The 16,259-nt window shown below is 58.4% G+C and carries 15 protein-coding genes; 2 read left to right on the top strand and 13 right to left on the bottom strand.

Going from position 1 to position 16,259, the window contains the following annotated elements:
• Positions 1 to 178: 178 nt before the first annotated feature.
• From ACSQ3L_RS27710 to hisD, 10 genes are all read right to left on the bottom strand, one after another.
• Entirely contained in the window at positions 179 to 1,321 is a 1,143-nt protein-coding gene (locus ACSQ3L_RS27710; RefSeq protein ID WP_436162799.1) for a sulfotransferase family protein, read from the bottom strand.
• Positions 1,314 to 2,153, bottom strand: coding sequence for a 5'/3'-nucleotidase SurE (locus ACSQ3L_RS27715; RefSeq protein WP_436162800.1), 840 nt, complete (start codon positions 2,151 to 2,153; stop codon positions 1,314 to 1,316). The genes ACSQ3L_RS27710 and ACSQ3L_RS27715 overlap by 8 nt, the downstream gene beginning before the upstream one ends.
• Positions 2,126 to 2,872, bottom strand: a complete 747-nt coding sequence (locus ACSQ3L_RS27720) for an SDR family NAD(P)-dependent oxidoreductase (RefSeq protein ID WP_436162801.1) — start codon at positions 2,870 to 2,872, stop codon at positions 2,126 to 2,128. The genes ACSQ3L_RS27715 and ACSQ3L_RS27720 overlap by 28 nt, the downstream gene beginning before the upstream one ends.
• Before the next feature lie 53 nt (positions 2,873 to 2,925).
• Positions 2,926 to 4,404: a GMC oxidoreductase gene (locus tag ACSQ3L_RS27725; RefSeq protein WP_436162802.1), complete on the bottom strand. Its 1,479-nt coding sequence runs from the start codon at positions 4,402 to 4,404 to the stop codon at positions 2,926 to 2,928.
• Between the two features lie 119 nt (positions 4,405 to 4,523).
• Positions 4,524 to 4,823 (bottom strand): cupin domain-containing protein, encoded by a 300-nt coding sequence (locus ACSQ3L_RS27730; protein WP_436162803.1) that lies wholly within the window; start codon positions 4,821 to 4,823, stop codon positions 4,524 to 4,526.
• A 43-nt stretch (positions 4,824 to 4,866) separates the two neighbouring features.
• A complete protein-coding gene (locus tag ACSQ3L_RS27735; protein ID WP_436162804.1) occupies positions 4,867 to 5,619 on the bottom strand; it encodes a phosphoribosyltransferase family protein in 753 nt (250 codons plus the stop codon).
• Positions 5,619 to 6,875 carry an aspartate aminotransferase family protein gene (locus tag ACSQ3L_RS27740; protein WP_436162805.1) on the bottom strand — a complete coding sequence of 419 codons (1,257 nt, stop codon included), beginning with the start codon at positions 6,873 to 6,875 and terminating at the stop codon, positions 5,619 to 5,621. Before ACSQ3L_RS27740 ends, ACSQ3L_RS27735 begins: the two co-directional genes overlap by 1 nt.
• Before the next feature lie 15 nt (positions 6,876 to 6,890).
• Positions 6,891 to 7,637 carry an SDR family NAD(P)-dependent oxidoreductase gene (locus tag ACSQ3L_RS27745; RefSeq protein WP_436162806.1) on the bottom strand — a complete coding sequence of 249 codons (747 nt, stop codon included), beginning with the start codon at positions 7,635 to 7,637 and terminating at the stop codon, positions 6,891 to 6,893.
• Positions 7,638 to 7,649: 12 nt separating this feature from the next.
• The gene (locus ACSQ3L_RS27750) at positions 7,650 to 9,341 is read right to left on the bottom strand and encodes a thiamine pyrophosphate-binding protein (RefSeq protein ID WP_436162807.1); all 1,692 of its coding nucleotides are present in this window, start codon (positions 9,339 to 9,341) and stop codon (positions 7,650 to 7,652) included.
• Between the two features lie 44 nt (positions 9,342 to 9,385).
• Positions 9,386 to 10,744 carry a histidinol dehydrogenase gene (hisD, locus tag ACSQ3L_RS27755; protein WP_436162808.1) on the bottom strand — a complete coding sequence of 453 codons (1,359 nt, stop codon included), beginning with the start codon at positions 10,742 to 10,744 and terminating at the stop codon, positions 9,386 to 9,388.
• Positions 10,745 to 11,291: 547 nt separating this feature from the next.
• Between hisD and ACSQ3L_RS27760 the strand changes: the two genes are divergently transcribed.
• Positions 11,292 to 12,479 (top strand): ATP-grasp domain-containing protein, encoded by a 1,188-nt coding sequence (locus ACSQ3L_RS27760; RefSeq protein WP_436162809.1) that lies wholly within the window; start codon positions 11,292 to 11,294, stop codon positions 12,477 to 12,479.
• A 3-nt stretch (positions 12,480 to 12,482) separates the two neighbouring features.
• Here the strand turns inward: ACSQ3L_RS27760 and ACSQ3L_RS27765 are convergent, their stop codons facing one another.
• Genes ACSQ3L_RS27765 through ACSQ3L_RS27775 form a run of 3 tightly spaced genes read right to left on the bottom strand, consistent with a single transcriptional unit; the run spans position 12,483 to position 15,005 of the window.
• Complete coding sequence (locus tag ACSQ3L_RS27765; RefSeq protein WP_436162810.1) at positions 12,483 to 13,907, bottom strand: MATE family efflux transporter; 1,425 nt, start codon at positions 13,905 to 13,907, stop codon at positions 12,483 to 12,485.
• Between the two features lie 34 nt (positions 13,908 to 13,941).
• Positions 13,942 to 14,871 (bottom strand): prephenate/arogenate dehydrogenase family protein, encoded by a 930-nt coding sequence (locus tag ACSQ3L_RS27770; protein WP_436162811.1) that lies wholly within the window; start codon positions 14,869 to 14,871, stop codon positions 13,942 to 13,944.
• Positions 14,865 to 15,005 carry a hypothetical protein gene (locus ACSQ3L_RS27775; protein WP_436162812.1) on the bottom strand — a complete coding sequence of 47 codons (141 nt, stop codon included), beginning with the start codon at positions 15,003 to 15,005 and terminating at the stop codon, positions 14,865 to 14,867. The genes ACSQ3L_RS27770 and ACSQ3L_RS27775 overlap by 7 nt, the downstream gene beginning before the upstream one ends.
• 470 nt (positions 15,006 to 15,475) lie before the next feature.
• Here ACSQ3L_RS27775 and ACSQ3L_RS27780 point away from each other — a divergent pair, with 470 nt between their 5' ends.
• Complete coding sequence (locus ACSQ3L_RS27780) at positions 15,476 to 15,784, top strand: hypothetical protein (protein ID WP_436162813.1); 309 nt, start codon at positions 15,476 to 15,478, stop codon at positions 15,782 to 15,784.
• Positions 15,785 to 16,259 lie beyond the last annotated feature (475 nt).

The following is a 16,259-nucleotide window of genomic DNA, read 5'->3' on the forward strand; positions in this document are numbered from 1 at the left end:
CGGTTTCTCGCGCCCGAACACGCGGTCGACGCCCTGTTGAATTGATGCTATCCCGAAATACAACGGAAGGACGGCTTAAAGCGCGTCGCGCTGAAACGGATTCATGCGACGCGCTTAAATCTTTGTCTTGATGCATGTCGTTGTCCCGGAACCGCCGCGCACTTCTGGGCGACATGCATTAGTTCACGATGAATTCCTGTCGGTAGCTCCGGAATCTTTCTCTCTCTTCATCCAGATCGAGACCGAAATCCGCCAATTTGTACCGGTGCTTGCCGAACATATCGGCCGGATGCGATTTCATGTAGTCTTTCATCCTTTCCGCCGCGGCAGCGGAAAGGGTGCGCCCGCAATGGGTGTATATCAGCCCAATCATGCGAACGGGATCGTCCATGAATTCGCGATAGGGTATGTCCAGGAACGGATTTCGCCCTTCGAGCTTGTTCCTGAGATACATCGTCTTTGCCAGTCCATGCGCAAAATATTCCGCCCATTCATGGCCTATTTCGCGGGCGTCTTGAACGTCGCTAACGGCACGCCGGAGGCTGTGAACAAGGCTTGCGTAGGAGGCGACTGAATCAACGGGATCTCTGTGAAGCTGAACTATGTGTGCATCCGGATAGACCTGGAGCAACGCGTCCAGCGTCCACAGATGTTGCGGCGACTTCAGCACCCACTGCACGCCACGCCTTCTGCTTTGCAGCCGTTGCAGCTGACGCTTGTGCGAGCGATACACGTCCACAAAGCTCGACCGGTCCAGCCATTTCTGGAATTTGGGCAATCTGTAGCACACATGAAAATGCATGCTTTTGAAGTCGTTATTCATAAAGGTCACGCATTCGTCCGGGAACAATGCACCGATACGGTGTATTTTCTTCAAATCCGGGATGATCTTGTCAATTTGCAGAAACTCGTTCTCCGTCCGAGAGATGATCTCCTCTTCGCGTTGCAGCCCATGGCCTGGCCCCGCCGTGAGTCGCGTTGTCTCCCACGTCAAGGGGACCCGGTTCTCGACGTCTTGTGCCAACAATTCATGCAGTATGCTCGTGCCGGATCGAGGCAGCCCAAGGATAAACAAGGGTCTTTCGATATCTTCGTCCGCCAGAGTTGGGTTTGCCTTCCAGTCGTTCACCAGCACGAGGCGATTTGACAACAAGCGGATTACTTCATCGCGAAAAATGTCAATTCCCGTGCCGTTCAGCCCAGCCTCGAGCCGGGCCGAATCGAGCAGCCGCTCCAATGCTTCCTCGAAGGAGGGTTCCCCGTAATCCGTCAGCCCGGCGAGCAGTGCCGCCCGCTGCAACATCTCGGCCTTGTCAAACATGATCGACCTCCCGTGCCGGGTCAGGCTTGCAAGGGAACCGCTGGATCACCGCAACCGATACGAAGCCGCGATCCAGAGCCTTGCACTCGCATCGATCATTGCATGTTGCGCTCGCAGCGCGCTCCGCCACGACGCTGACACGCCATTCCTTGGCGTGCATCTTTTCCAACGAAAAGACGCTTCGCGAGCCATGGTCGGCCGGCATGGTTTGCAAGATTCCCTTCAGACCGTTTTCGTCCGATGCAGGGATATTGATATTGACCAAAACGCCCTTGCCGGCGATTGACCGCTCCATAACGTCCTTGACCAGTCCGGTGGCAATCCTGGCCAGCTCTTCGGGGTTCGCACCGGGTTCAGCGCAGGAAATCGCGATCCCCGCAAGCCCCGCCAAAGCCGCTTCCCTGGCAGCGGCAACGGTTCCCGAATACCAGGTGTCGGACCCTATGTTGAGGCCGCGATTGATGCCGGCGACAACCGCGTCGAACGCGCCGAATTCCGGCAGGTTGAGGCCCAATGCCACACAGTCCGCCGGAAATCCGTCGAGAACGAAACAATCTTCGCCGATCAGTTGAAGCCGCTGGTTGGAACCCACCAAAGCCGAATGCCCGGTCAGGCTGCAATCATCGCGCGGAATGATCGCCACGACGTCGAACACCGTTCTCATGGCCTGGATGAACGGCAAGACCAGGCCGGATCCGATACCGTCGTCATTTGTCACCAATATACGACTTCGCTTTGCCATTCGTTCCCAACCCGGTTTGCAATACAGCCAGAGCCACACAGAGGATCCCTGACCGGCAATGGCTACAATCGTGTCGATCCGCCGTCGCAAAGGATATCCTCGCCAAGGATGTACCTGGCGTCGTCCGATGCAAGAAATGCAATGACCTTCGCAACATCGTCCGGATCACCGATGAATCCCATCGGCAACTCGCTGGCGATGAATTCGGCTTCATCGTAGTGATCCAGCACGACTTCCTGCAGCATCGCTGTCCTGATGGAGCCGGGCGTCACCCCATTCACTCGAATACCACGGCTGGAAAGTGTGCTTGCCAGAGAGCGGGTCAAATTCAGAATCGCTGCCTTGCTTGCCCCATAGACTGTGGCGAGCTCCCAACCGGTGTAGCTCAAGTTTGATCCGACAAGCACGACGGAGCTGCCAGGGTTCAGATATGGCAGGGCCTTCTGTACGGAAAAGAAAGCGCCTTTCACATTGGCATTCATGATCCTGTCGAATTCGGCTTCGGTGACTTTTTCGAATTCCGTTCGTTGGCCGACGCCGGCATTTGCCACCAGAACATCGAAGGTTCCATAGCGTGCGTTGATTTCGGCAAAGACTGCCTGAAGCTCGGACACGTCTGTCACGTCGCACTTCAGCGCCACGATGTTGGGCATTTGCCCCAGGGCAGCCAATGCGTCGTTTAGGCGCTCGAGCGAACGACCGGCTACGACGACATGGGCTCCCTCGGCGGCAAATCTGCTTGCGGTGGCCAGGCCGATGCCACGGCTGCCACCGGTGATGACAACGCGCTTTCCCTCAAATCGGCTCATGTCCCTGCCCCTTTTGTATGATCCTGCCTGCTTGCTTGCGACGCTCGTGGTTGTCAGGCCCTGCCCTGCGGCGAACCGAGATAGGCCGACAGGCGAGATGCCAGCGCCATCATCGTCAACGCAGAATGTTTTTCCGGAAGTGACGGCAGGACACTGCCATCACAGATGAAGAGATTGCGATGGTCGAATGAACGCAGGTTCGCATCGACGACGCCGGTGACGGGATCGGACGACATCCTGCAGGTGCCGGCATAGTGAATGGAATCGCCGGGGCCGCCAGGGTAGCTGCCGAGAAACACGCCACCGACAGCTCGAACCATCTGGCGCCCTTGCGTCTCGATGGCGCCAATCACCGCGCGATCGCGTTGCGTCCAGTTGTAGAACACCCGGGGTTGCCCGTCGCAAATCTCCACCCGGTTGTCGAAATGCGATTCGGCAGGCCCGAACAGAAACATCAGCGACGACCCGAAGGTGATCCTCTCGGCAAGCGGGTGTGAAAGCAGTTTGGGCAGGTTCCTTTTGAACAGCGGCACCAGATGAGGGTTGCCGTGGTAGATGTCGGCCAGGTATCGCGTGCTGATGCCATCGTCCCCGGAGGTCTGTGCCGGAACGAGCAAGTGGTTGCCGTAGCCGAAATAGGTTTCCTTGCGGGTGAAAAGAAACCTTGGATGAAGAGCGACAAACACGACGTTCGGGTTGTCCATCAAATGACGCCCTACCAGCCCGCTGCTGTTCGCAAGGCCAGTGGAATGCTCGGCTGTGTGGGAGGACAAGAGTATCTTGGCGTTCTCGATAGCCCCCGCGCACAGGACATACCGCCTTGCGGTAACGGTCGTATGGGTTGCCTTCGCCCTGTCAAAGCAGCGAAGGCCGGTTATCTTGCCATCGGCACCGCACGTGATCGACTGGACGACGGTGTTTGCCTTCAGCCGATAGTTCGGCGCATCAACAATCTCCGGCAGCAGCCGGCTGCTGAACTTGTAGATGCTGTTTGAATAGCATCCGTTCTGGCACATTCCGCATCGCCTGCAGCGGTTGTGCCTGGACGGGCGTGTTTCGACAGCTTTGCGATTGGCGGTGACGCGGGACCAGAGGCCTGGCTTCGCCTTCAGTCTTTTGTAGATGTGGCGATCCAGACGGTTTAGCGGCAGCGGCTCGATAAAAACCCCATCCGGCAGATCCGCATTGCCCCCAGGCGCTCCCGTCACGCCGATCAGCCCCTCGACATCGGCATAATAGGGCTCGAGATCGTCATAGGTGATCGGCCACCGCGGAGCATGCGTCGAATGGCCAGGCCCCGAAAAGTCGTCCCTGGAAAAGCGCAGGGAAACGCCACCCCAGAGATTTTGCAGGCCGCCGACCCTGAGTATCTGATGCTGCACAAAGCCGTCCGCCGGTGAGACGGGCGTATCGGCAAACAACCGCGAGGCCTGCGCGTTGAACGGATTGAACTGATCGGCTTCCTCGGCCTCCCCGGGCTCGTCGGTCCTGAAGTAGGAGTCCGGGACCACATCGCCGGCATCGACGGACATGGTGACCAGTCCAAGCTTGGCCAAACGATACGCCAATATGCCGCCAGCAGCGCCGGTGCCGACAATACAGACGTCAACGTCCACGGGGAACGTCTCCAACGCAGAGCTGAAGACCTGCGCTACGCATCGTCGGCGACCTGATAGACGTCATCCGAGTCATACTTCGGCACGCAAAAAGACACGAGATGGACGCTCCCCGGTCCGTTGTTGGTGAAGGTGTGCGGCGTGCCCCGGCGAATCTCCACATACCCGCCCGCAGGCAATTCGACCGGCTGGCGCCCTACCGTGCCAAGCAGTTTTCCACGAATGACAAATAGGAATTCATCCGTTCGCTTGTGCACGATCGTAACCTCTTTGGCGTTCGCTTCGACGACGATAAAATCGACTGAATATTCCTTGGCGTCGGTAAGCATCTCCATCGAAATGCCGACATCCAGATACTTCAGTCTCGCGACGTCGGGTTCACTTGAACAAATGCCTGATCTCACTGATGACAGAGGTAACGGCCCCATAGTCGTCTCCAAAAAGATAGCGCCTCATTATGTCTTCGCGTTCTATGAAGCTTTCGGCTTTTCCAGTACTGTAGACGACAGCATCACTCTCGATCAGGTCTCGAAAGCACCAAAGATCCTGATCCTGATCGCGTCCCGACCAGGGACCGCCGGGAATGATCAACCCGGCAAACAGCTGCCGGCCGAGATTGTCTCGAGTGTGTTCCATGGCCACCATCGTCAGCATGGAGACCGCGTTGGTATCGCCGATGCATTTCAGGACATAGTCCAGCGTCCGCCCCGTGTAGATGACGTCGTCGACAATCAATACGCTCTTGTTGGCTATCTTCTCGAGTTCGGCATAATCGCCCGGACTCATGGCCATGCCGAAATCGAAATTATCGAGGGACTGGTCGTCGAACACCCGCCTTATCTTCAGCTCGCGGACCCGACCCGCCGTAAGCGACTGCTTTACCTTGTTGTACAAGGACAGGCCCTTGCCGCCGAGGCAGATAACTTCGTCATAATGCGCGGAACCCAGCGCGTTCTCGAAATTGATCCGGCACAACTGGTAGTCGATTACACTGACTTCGGGCGACTTGATGTAGCGTGATACCTGTGAGAAGGCACGGCGAACCTGATCTATCTCGCTCTTGTTCGCCCTGTCCTCGATTGCGAATTCGGCATCGTTGAAAAAGAACACGCGTCTTGGATATTGCTGCATCAGGCAAGCAACTCCTTTACCGATTTTTCACACGCCTCGAGTGTCGTGGCGACGGCGCTGTCGTCGTGGGCCGAGGACAGGAACCAGGACCCTATCCAGTTTTGATAGGGCTGCGGATGGCTCAGATCCCCCTCTGAAATCAACACATGGTTGTCGCGCATGCGCGACACGAACCGGCGGTAAAGCGGATAGTCCGTCGCCATCGCCGCGTGATAGCTGTCGATATCGTTCGCGGATGTGAAATAGACCTGAAAGAACCCAGGGACAGATTGCACATGGCACGGCAGCCCCGAGCGCAACATTATCGTTCGGATGCCATCGATCAGCTGGCCTTGAGCGCGCTCGACAAGCTCATAGGTTTTTCCCTGCTCCAGTTCCGAAAGCACTTCCAGGCAGGAAAGTGCCGACAGCACGTTTCCGTCATAGGTGGAGGCGTGAAATACCTTGCCCTCCGACAGCGGCGCGAAATGTTCCTTCATTCCAAGCAGAACGCCAAACGGCAGACCGCCGCTGATCGCCTTCGAGTACACCACCATGTCCGCATAGACCCGGTAGAGGCCTTGCGCCCCATGCAGCCCAACGCGAAACCCGGTGATGCATTCATCGAAAATCGAGAGGCAGCCATATCGGCTGGCCTGGCTTACGATCGCCTCGAGAAAACCGTCCTTGGCAGGGATTGTCCCGGAGTGGGCAAGGATGGGTTCGCATATGACGCAAGCGATCTGGTCGCCATGCTGCTCAAAGGCCTCATTCAAGGCATCGAGATTGTTCCATTCGATCGATATGCTGTTTGCAGTGGCTTCCTCGGGCAGCCCTGCGGAATACTGGACAGGGACAAACCCGGCGATCTCTTCGGAATACCAGCCGTGATAGTGCCCGTGGAAACGAAGTATCTTCTTTCGCCCCGTATGCGCACGCGCAACACGAACTCCAAGATGCACGGCTTCCGATCCGGAATTTGTAAAGCGCAAGCATTCCTTTTTGGCAATCTTCAGGAGTTTACCTGCCAGAACACCCTGAACAGCATGCGGATTGTCGCCGACATTCGTCGGCGTCGATACATCGCCCAGGCTTTTGAACAAAGATGCAATACTGCGGAACCCTCTCAATTGGGTGAGGTTTCCGAGAATGTAATCCACGTATAGCGTGCTGTCCTCGGCCTCGATGGTGGCACCAGCGGCATTGGCCACCATCACATTGGTGTGGCCGTAACGGCCAGACAGTCGATCGTTGATGAGCTCAATACTGCGTTCCATCGCAAACCCCTTCCGTTAAGCGGTGTTGCCACCATCGATGAATATTGACTGTCCGGTCATGTAGCTGTTGTCGGGACTGAGGAGCCACGCGGCGGCCTTGGCAACTTCGTCGGCATCCCCCAGCCGGCGAAGCGGAATGCCTTGCGTGGTTCTTTCCAGAAACCCCTCAACCTCATCGACAAACTTCCTGGTGATTCCGGCGTCTATCGCTCCGGGACAAATGGCGTTGATGAGGATGTTGGACTGGGCAACCTCCAGGGCAGCAGCCCTCGTCATCCCGATGATCGCGTGCTTGCTGGCCACGTAGGAGGAAACGTTTACGGCGCCGCGCGCGCCGAACTCGGAAGCCGTGTTGAGAATCCTGCCGCCGCCCGTTTTGCGCATCGCGGCGATCTCGTGTTTGACGAGATGATAGGTTCCAAAAACATTCAGCTCCAAAGCATTTCGCCATTCGACCGGATTGCTGTCGGCAAGGGTCGCGCGTTCGCCAAGTATGCCAGCGTTGTTCACCGCCGCGGTGAGGTCTATCTCTTGCGCTTCTATTTCCGAAAACAGCCTGGCGACAGACTCCATCTCCCTGATATCGACATGAACAGCCATGCATCTGCATTCTGGGCAGGCCGCGGCAATCTCGTCACGGACCCTGCGCACGCCTTCAACGTCAATGTCTGCCAGGACGAGAACATCGAATTGATGAGCCAGGTGCAAAACCATCGCCCTGCCAATACCGCCTGCGCAGCCAACCACCAGCAATGCCGACATGAAAGCAGACCTTCAGTAAAAATAACAGGGTTCCGGCTTAATATTAGGATCTACGCATACTTCTATCAGGTGATTTCCCTTGATTTTTAGTAATCTCTTATATTCCACATCAAATTCATCGATGGTTTTTACGCGCGTTGCGGAAACACCAAGCGACTCAGCGTATCTGCAATAGTCTATGTCCGGCATGTCCGACGCGATATAACGCCCGTCAAGATAATCACGCTGATAGTGTTTTTGCGTTCCAAGTATTCCGTTGTTGAAAACGATCCAGAGGACATCTGATCGATACTTGGCTGCAGTGGCAATTTCATTGCCATTCATCATGAATCCACCATCCCCGCAGATGGATACGATCTTGTTGCCCGGCAGTGCCAGACTGACTCCGACAGCGGCGGCGACGGCATGCCCCATGGTACCCAGACCGGCATTGATGACGTAGCTGCCGACCTTTTCCCTCTGGATCAGATACATCGACCAGGCCCCGTTCTCGCCGACGTCGGATATGATCGGCACATCCTGCGGCGTCAGACGGGATATCGCTTTGACCAGGGCGATCGGATTGATCAGATCGGACCGCACGTCCTCCTGGGCGTGTTGGATCGTCGTGTAGAATCCCGCATCATTTTTGAGCGTGGCCACCAGGGCTTTGGCCTCGGGGAACCGCGGTTGCTCGCCGCCCATGGAAAGACAGCGTTCAAACGCCGTCAGAAAATCCTTCGCATCACCGAGGAAACTATGCTTGCCACTGTAATTTCGATGAAGCTCTCCCTCATCGATATCGACCCGCAGCAGAATCTGCTCGCTTCTGATCCGCCAGCCATAGGATGACAGCTCCTGAAAAGTCGTGCCAAACGCCAGGATGGCGTCGCAAGGTCCCAACAGATATTCCTTTGCTGCGGGCTGTCCCCAAATCCCGCAACTTCCAAGAGACAGTTCACTGTCTTCCGGCAGAGTGCCTTTCGCCAGAGTGGTTGTTACGAACGGAATGCCGAGGCCCTCCGCAATGCGCTTCACCTCGTCGCGCGCGCCGCTGGCATTGACGCCCTGGCCGACAAGTATGACCGGAAACTTCGCGCGGGAGAGATCGGCCATCAATGCCTGGAACGGCCATTTTTCGAGTTTGGCCGAAGCGTCCTCCGACACCGGCGGCTTCGCTGAGGTGTCATAGGCACCAGGCGCGATCTCCTGGTGCAAAATGTCTGTTGGAAACTCGATGTAGACGGGTCCTGGGCGCCCGGAGAACATCTCGTCGATCGATGCCGTCAGCACCGGAACGATATCGTCGGCTGTTTGCGCTCGCGTCGCCTTTTTGGTGATGCGGCGGAATATCTCCAGCTGATCGGGCGACCGTCCGTGCCCGGTCGCCTCCTGAATGGCGTACTTGCCGATCGATTTCGTCTGGGCCTGCCCGCCCAGCACCAGGACAGGCACGGAATCGTAATACGACGCCGCGACACCTGTGACCATGTTGAGCAAACCAGGTCCTGAAATGCCGAGACAGCAGCTCCGGCCGCGCGCCCGCGCATAACCGTCCGCCATGAATGCCGCACCTTGCTCGTTCTGGCTGGCGACAATTCGTATCTTGTCTGCAGCGCGATAGATTGCGTCATATATCGGCAGGACGCGCCGGCCCGGGACGCCGAACACCTGATGGAAGCCATTCTGCGTCAGGACATCCACAATCAGTTCAGCACCCGTCATCGTTCTCACTGCCTCTCTAATTGCAATTGTCATTGTCTCGGCCCCTAGGTTGGCATGTCTGTTTTCAACGGAGCGCGCTCTCGCAGCGGAGAAACCGCGTTGGCGTGCGCATCGAACCCTTCGTAGGAAGCGAAGCGATGCGCGTGCGGAGCCATCTCGGCATATCCGGCAGCAGTGACATGGCCGATTGAAGTTGCCTTCTGAAAATCATGCACGCTTAGGCCGGAGCCGTATCGCGCAGCCCCCCCTGTCGGCAGCACGGCATTTGGTCCCATCAGGTAGTTGGCTATCGACCCTGGCGCATGCTCGCCAAGCAGTATTTCCGCGGCATTTCGTATGTGTCCGAGATGCTCGAACGGCGTCTTGGAATGTATCTGGAGATGCTCGGGCGCATAGTCATTGATGAAGTCGTAGGCCTGCTGGCGGTCCCGGGTCAGCACGATGCCCCCACGAGCTCCGCTCAGCACATCGCGCGAGTACTCCACCCTTCGCTTGCCCATCTCTTTCCAGAACTCCGGAATGACTGCACGGGCGGCTTCGGCAATCTCGCGCGACCAGGTGATGAGGAACGCTGAGGAGTCTGATCCGTGCTCGGATTCGATCAACAGATCCAGCGCGGCAAGACGCGGATCGGCAGAGTCGTCAGCCATGACGATGCTCTCGCTCGGCCCCGCCGAAACCCGCGAGCCGATTTTGCCATGCAGGAGATGCTTGGCCGCCGCCACCCATGGGCTGCCGGGTCCCTCGAACTTGCAGCAACGCGGCACGGTCTGGGTCCCAAACGCGGCCGCGGCAACCGCGACCGCGCCGCCAGCCTTGTAGACCCGCTCTATTCCCGCCAGCCTGGCGGCCACCAACGTTGCCGCGTCAATCTTGCCGTCCGGTCCGGCTGGCGTCAGAATGATCGGCATTGGCACGCGCGCCACCGTCGCCGGGATGGCCGTCATCAGCGTCGCCGAAGGGAACGAACCCTTCCCGCGTGGAGAATAGAGCGCAACGCTGTCCACCGGAGTGTACCGTTCGCCCACAAGAACACCTGGTTTGATTTCCTTCATCCAGATTTCAGCGGGCAACTGCGCCTCATGGAAACGGCGGATATTGTCGGCGGCATATTCGAGCGTGCCGATCATCTCCCGATCGAGCATCGAGAATGCTTCGTCGAAGTCCGCTCGCCTGGCTTCCACGCCGCTTCCCGTGATGTCAGCCTTGTCGAATTCCCGCGCGAAGCGTACCAGCGCAACATCTCCGTCGCGCGCGACGGCTTCGATGATCGGCGCCGCGCCCGCGACAAAATGTGAGAGATCACTCTCCACCCGTGTCAGCAGTTGCCCCCTCTGCGTTTGGGAGAACCCGTCGAGTTCATGCAATGCGATGTCGTTGATGGACAGAGAGGCGGCAAGCATCGGGCTTCCATTTCCTTATGTCAGGGTCGCGTGACGGGCCAGGTATCGTCCAGTGCTATTGCCGTCATCGTTCTCCCGCCCGGATTGCTCCGGACATGGGCAGGGAATTCTGGCTTTGGCGCAATCACGAAAGAATACAGCAGCGTCAATTCGAGTATTCGAGAGTATATTTTAGCGATCGCTCAAATACCCCCCTTCACTTGTCGAAAATAGCCTATGTCTGGTTGATTGAGGGGTACATACCCCCAATGGGGTATTGCTGCGACAGCCTCTCTTTTTGATGATCCTTGGAATATCACCGACTGCACGGCAGGGAGGATTTTCACGCGTGGCCGGCACTCTTCTGTGTCGATCGTAACCTTCGGCAGTATCGTCGCGTTCATTTGCGAGACACACCCATGTCGGCTGCCAATGCTCCAACGTCGTCAGGCCATACCCCAACAGGGGTATACCTTTTGAGCATCACCAAGCTTCAGTTGTTTGTGGAGGCCAGCCTCTGCGGGCAGATAAACATCCCGCAACCATCAACCCCTGGTGACGGTTTCTGATGAAGACGCTCGTGGTCTTTGGCAACGCCCCGGTACTCGTCGACATAATCAGGAGCCTGGGTTTTTCGCTCGTTCAATTGTTGTCACCGTCCGACAGCCGCGACTATCGCTATCAGGACGCGCGCATGGTCATCATCACCGACTATGTGAACAGCATGGAATTTCTGGGTATTTTGAAATGTATGGCCAAGGATACGCCCTTGTCGGGCGTTGTTTCGTTCTCCGAGTACGGGCTCTTGCCAGCCGCGCTCGCCGCCGAAGAGTTTGGCCTTCGATATGCTCCGGTCGCAGCCGTGAACATAAGCCGAAACAAGGCGGACATGCGCGAACTGCTGAAGGAGAAACTTGGACATGGCATTCGTTTTTCGAAGGTGACGAACCCGGAAGAAGCAAAGGCTTTTCTAGCCGAGGCCGGCGGGGCGGCGATCATCAAGCCAATCGGCGGTTTCGCAAGCGAAGGCGTCAGGGCCATTCGAGATCAGGCCGAGCTGGACACGCTCACCTCCGCACATTTTCCGATACTCATGGAAGAGATCGCCGAGGGCATTGAATTGTCTCTAGATTTCATCGGCACGGATGACGGACTGATCTCGCTTGGCGTGAATGAAGAGGTCAATGGCGGAGAGCGGTATCACAACCCCTTTGTCGAGGCGCAGCATGTCTATCCGGCGCGGATCAGCGCCGAGCTGCGCGATGAGGCAATCGCGTTTGTTCGGCAGACATTGGAGGCCATAGGGCTGGACTACGGGCCGTCTCACACCGAAGTGCTGATGACCAAAACCGGACCGGTGCTGATTGAAACACACTCCCGTTTTGCTGGCGATTTCATCACGGAGCTTTTCGAGCGATCGACTGGATGCAATCTTCTCGAAAACTATGTGCGCTGGGCCGCGGGCGAAGCCATTCAAATCGACGCGTCGCCGAAACGGGCGGCGTCGATACATTACTTCATGGCGCCTCCCGGCATCGTCAGGAACATCAAGGGGAGCTTCCGGTTCAGGAGCCATCCCAACGTCATTCGCATCGACTTGCCATTGGAAATTGGCAGTGTGGTAAAGCAAGTCGGCAGTTCGTTTGACCGCTATGGCTATGTTTTGGTTTCTGCCTCGACCAATGTCGAGGCCGCCGAAATCGCCCAGCAAATTGCGGGATCGATTGCTATCGAAACGGTGGCGGCGCCTCACTGAGGTTCATAGTTCCGCCATCAGGACGCCGGCCGGCTTTTTGGTGGCCAGGAGAAACCGGTGGCGTTGCAGCCACCGGTAGAGCAGCAGCGCGGCGACGATGGCGAGCCCGCAGCACAATCCGGTCCAGATGCCTTTGCCGGCAAAGCCGAAATGAAAAGCCAGCAGCGCACCGAGCGGCAGACCGATGCCCCAGTAGCCGATCGCGGCGTAGAGCATCGGGACCTTGGTGTCTTGCAACCCTCTCAACATTCCGGCTCCGACCGCCTGGGCGCCGTCCGCCACCTGGAACAGCGCGGCAAAGGCGAGGAAGGAGACGGCGAAGCCGACCACCGCGGCATTGGCCGGATCGTCCGTGTCGACAAACACGCCGATCAGCAGTTGCGGCCAGGCCAGCATGACCAGCGCCATCAAGGCCATGAACGAAACGCCCATGACGAAAGCCGTCCAGCCCGAGCGGCCGATGCCCTCGGCATCGCCGGCGCCGAACGCCAGACCGACGCGCACGGTCACCGCCTGCGCCAGGCCGAGCGGGATCACGAAAGTGATTGAAGCGATCTGGAGCACGATGGCATGGGCGGCAAGCTGCGCCGGCTCGATCAGCCCCATCAGGAAGGCAGCGGCATTGAAGATCGTCACCTCGAAGGCGAGCATGGCGGAAATCGGCGCGCCAAGTTTCAGCAACGCGACCAGGCGCGACCAATCCGCCCGCCAGAAACGGCCGAAAAGCCGGTAGCGCCGAAACGTCCTGTGCAACACGATCACCACAGCCATGCCGGCAAACATGAACAGGCTGGCGAGGGTGGTGGCGATGCCCGATCCGACGATGCCAAGCGCGGGGAAACCGAGATTGCCCGATATCAGCAGCCAATTGCCGAGCGCGTTGAGCGTCACCGCAAACGCCATGATGATGAGCGCCCAGCCCGGCCGCTCCAGCGCCGAGACGAACGAGCGCAGCACGACATAGCCGTAGAAGGGCAGCAGCGCCCATTGCAGGCAGCGCACATAGGCGCCGGCTTGCGCCGCGAGCGCCGGCTGCTGGCCCATGGCTAACAGCAAGGTCTCGGCGTTCCAGAGGAATATCCAGATTGGCAGGGCGATGAGGACCGCCAGCCGCAGGCCTTGCCGCACCGTGCGGCGCACATCGCGCACCGAGTGCTTGTTGCGCCCGAGTTCGACTGCCATCATCGGCGACGTGGCGTAGACCAGCCCCAGCCCGAAGATCAGTGCCATGAAGTAGATGTTGGATCCCAGCGCGGCGGCCGCCAGGGCGTCACCGCCCAACCGGCCGATGAAGATGACGTCGGTCGCCGTCATCGCCGTCTGCGCCATATTGGTCAACATCATCGGCCAGGCCAGCGCAAGCATTGCGCGAGCTTCGCCGCGCCATGCGGGTCGGGATGCCGGAGCGCCGGCTGCGGTCACCGACATTTTCATCTTTCCGACACCAGCCACCATAGCCAGTCTAACTCTTCACCGGATGCTCGACCGCCTGACGGCCGAAATCGGGCGCATCGATTTCCTGACCGGCCTCGATGATCGAGCGGCGGACAGCGCGGGTGCGAGTGAACAGATCGAAGAGCTTTTCGCCGTCGCCCCAGCGGATCGCCCGCTGCAGCGACGCCAGATCTTCCGAGAACCGCCCCAGCATTTCGAGAATGGCATCCCTGTTGTGCAGGCAGACATCGCGCCACATGGTCGGATCGGACGCGGCAAGACGGGTGAAGTCGCGAAAGCCGGAAGCCGAATATTTGATTGCTTCCGACTGCAGATCATCGGCGGTGCCGACGATGTTGTAGGCAATAATGTGCGGCAGATGCGAGACGATGGCCAGCGTCATGTCGTGATGCTGGGGATCCATGGTGTCGATGTTGGCGCCGCAGCGGCGCCAGAATTCCGAAAGCCTCTCCAGCGCCTCCGGGTCGGTGTCGGGCACCGGCGTGAATATGCACCAGCGATTGTCGAACAGGTCGGCAAAACCGGCATCCGGGCCGGATTTTTCCGTGCCCGCCAGCGGATGGCCGGGAATGAAATGCACGCCATCAGGCACATAGGGCTGCATCTGCGCGATCACAGACGCCTTGGTCGAGCCGACATCGGTGAGGATCGCACCCTTCTTCAGCGCCGGCGCGATTTCCTCGGCCACAGCGCCGGACGAGCCGACCGGCACCGAGACGATGATCAGATCGGCATCGCGGACCGCTTCTTTCGCATCCGTGGTGTAGGAGGAGCCGAGGCCGAGCTCCCTCGCCCGCGCCAGCGTCGTTTGGCTGCGCGTCGAGATGGCGACATGACGGGCGAGACCATCGCGGCGGATGACGCGGGCCAGTGACGAGCCGATCAGGCCGATGCCGACCAGCGCTATCTTCTCGAACGGGGACATGGACTTCAGCATTTGAGCAATTCGGCGCGTGCGGCAGCAACCCCGCGCCTGCTCTGCTCCGCGCGCACGGTCATACCCTGGGAAAGCACGGACATGCCGCTGGCCCAGACACCGCCGACACCGATCTTCGAACAGGTCCAGCTCACGACCGCTCCCGGTAGATGCTATCAGCGATGGAGCGATCCGCGCAGAATCGCACCGACCTCGGGCACTCCCATACCCCTCGTTCTCCTGAAGACAACTTTCGAACAGCGGAACGCCGGGGTACATACCCCCTTTGGGGTAGGTCCTGGTGCAATTTTGGTGTTGTCACAAAAGTGGACGTTACTCGTTTGTTCAAAAGGCTTGGGAATTGCTCCGCCCTGGGGGGCCGCGCCAGAGAGAATTGCTATCGTTCCACGCCCGCCCGCCATCTTGTCGCGGCTAACCGAGAGCGCCACCGCCCAGCTAAACTCATTGACAAGCAAACGATGGTGGTGCTGGCATGTCCGTCACCGTCGAGATCAAGACTGGCAGACGCCGCATCATCGGATACCTTTTTTCGCCTCTCATGCAGGTTTCGTCAGAAGCCATGCACGAACAGTGAGAGCAGATCAGGCAATTGGGCAGAAGCGCGATGTGCAAGACACCTGCCCGCCAGATGATTGCGCGGGTGTTTCAGGAGCAGACACGCGTCTGCGATCCGCAGATTGAAAAGCCTATCGATCGCGGTCGCACCTCTGGTCTCGGCTCGTTGAAGGGCTGGTTCCCCTCGGCACAATTTGGAAACCTGAAAGTGCTGCTGTCCCAGCCACGCTCGGCGCTTGATATCTTGCTTGCGACGAGCACCACCGCCTTCCCGCAATCGTGCTTTGGGCGCAACTTTGCTCACAACATACAAGCTGCGATCCACGATCTGGACCGGGCCAGATCTTCACATGCCTAGTCGGCGAGTGCTGCGCCAGCGGCCGAAATCCGCTTGGTTTTGGTGCGACTTCGCAGCGCTGTTGCAACCCATGATGGAAGAGGATACGCACGCGCACGTCGCTATTGTAGGCCGAAAAAAGAAGCGGTGGTCAATTCTGCTTTGGATGGAGGTCAACAAAGTTCGACCACGGGAAAATCAGGACGGATAAGCAGCCAAAAGCTGCCGCTAGCCCCGAACGTAGCAAACCACAGCCCCTGGTTCGGGCCTGCTAGGACCAGCCTAGTGCACGCCGTAGTACGCCATAGCCCTCTGCGGGGCCGAACGGGATTTACTTCCGAAGCAACGACATATCTGATCAGCCAAACGGTCAGGAAGGAGCGCAGGAACGGTCGAAGAAATCTGTCGCGCACTGAAAAGAAAGGGCAAGAGGGCTGCCGAACGTCACTATTGCCGGCGATCCCCCTTACTCCCACTCGATTGTTTAAACAGCATA

Source organism: Mesorhizobium sp. LjRoot246, from assembly GCF_964254115.1.
Lineage (GTDB): Bacteria > Pseudomonadota > Alphaproteobacteria > Rhizobiales > Rhizobiaceae > Mesorhizobium.

Excerpts from the sequence above, each read along its gene's own strand:
- ACSQ3L_RS27770 (WP_436162811.1), bottom strand. The coding sequence starts at position 14,871 with ATGCTGAAGTCCATGTCCCCGTTCGAGAAGATAGCGCTGGTCGGCATC.
- ACSQ3L_RS27780 (WP_436162813.1), top strand. The coding sequence starts at position 15,476 with ATGTGCAAGACACCTGCCCGCCAGATGATTGCGCGGGTGTTTCAGGAG.
- ACSQ3L_RS27745 (WP_436162806.1), bottom strand. The coding sequence starts at position 7,637 with ATGTCGGCATTGCTGGTGGTTGGCTGCGCAGGCGGTATTGGCAGGGCG.
- ACSQ3L_RS27740 (WP_436162805.1), bottom strand. The coding sequence starts at position 6,875 with ATGGAACGCAGTATTGAGCTCATCAACGATCGACTGTCTGGCCGTTAC.
- ACSQ3L_RS27725 (WP_436162802.1), bottom strand. The coding sequence starts at position 4,404 with ATGTCCGTCGATGCCGGCGATGTGGTCCCGGACTCCTACTTCAGGACC.
- ACSQ3L_RS27765 (WP_436162810.1), bottom strand. The coding sequence starts at position 13,907 with ATGTCGGTGACCGCAGCCGGCGCTCCGGCATCCCGACCCGCATGGCGC.
- ACSQ3L_RS27710 (WP_436162799.1), bottom strand. The coding sequence starts at position 1,321 with ATGTTTGACAAGGCCGAGATGTTGCAGCGGGCGGCACTGCTCGCCGGG.
- ACSQ3L_RS27750 (WP_436162807.1), bottom strand. The coding sequence starts at position 9,341 with ATGACGGGTGCTGAACTGATTGTGGATGTCCTGACGCAGAATGGCTTC.
- ACSQ3L_RS27760 (WP_436162809.1), top strand. The coding sequence starts at position 11,292 with ATGAAGACGCTCGTGGTCTTTGGCAACGCCCCGGTACTCGTCGACATA.
- ACSQ3L_RS27735 (WP_436162804.1), bottom strand. The coding sequence starts at position 5,619 with ATGCAGCAATATCCAAGACGCGTGTTCTTTTTCAACGATGCCGAATTC.
- ACSQ3L_RS27720 (WP_436162801.1), bottom strand. The coding sequence starts at position 2,872 with ATGAGCCGATTTGAGGGAAAGCGCGTTGTCATCACCGGTGGCAGCCGT.
- hisD (WP_436162808.1), bottom strand. The coding sequence starts at position 10,744 with ATGCTTGCCGCCTCTCTGTCCATCAACGACATCGCATTGCATGAACTC.
- ACSQ3L_RS27730 (WP_436162803.1), bottom strand. The coding sequence starts at position 4,823 with ATGGAGATGCTTACCGACGCCAAGGAATATTCAGTCGATTTTATCGTC.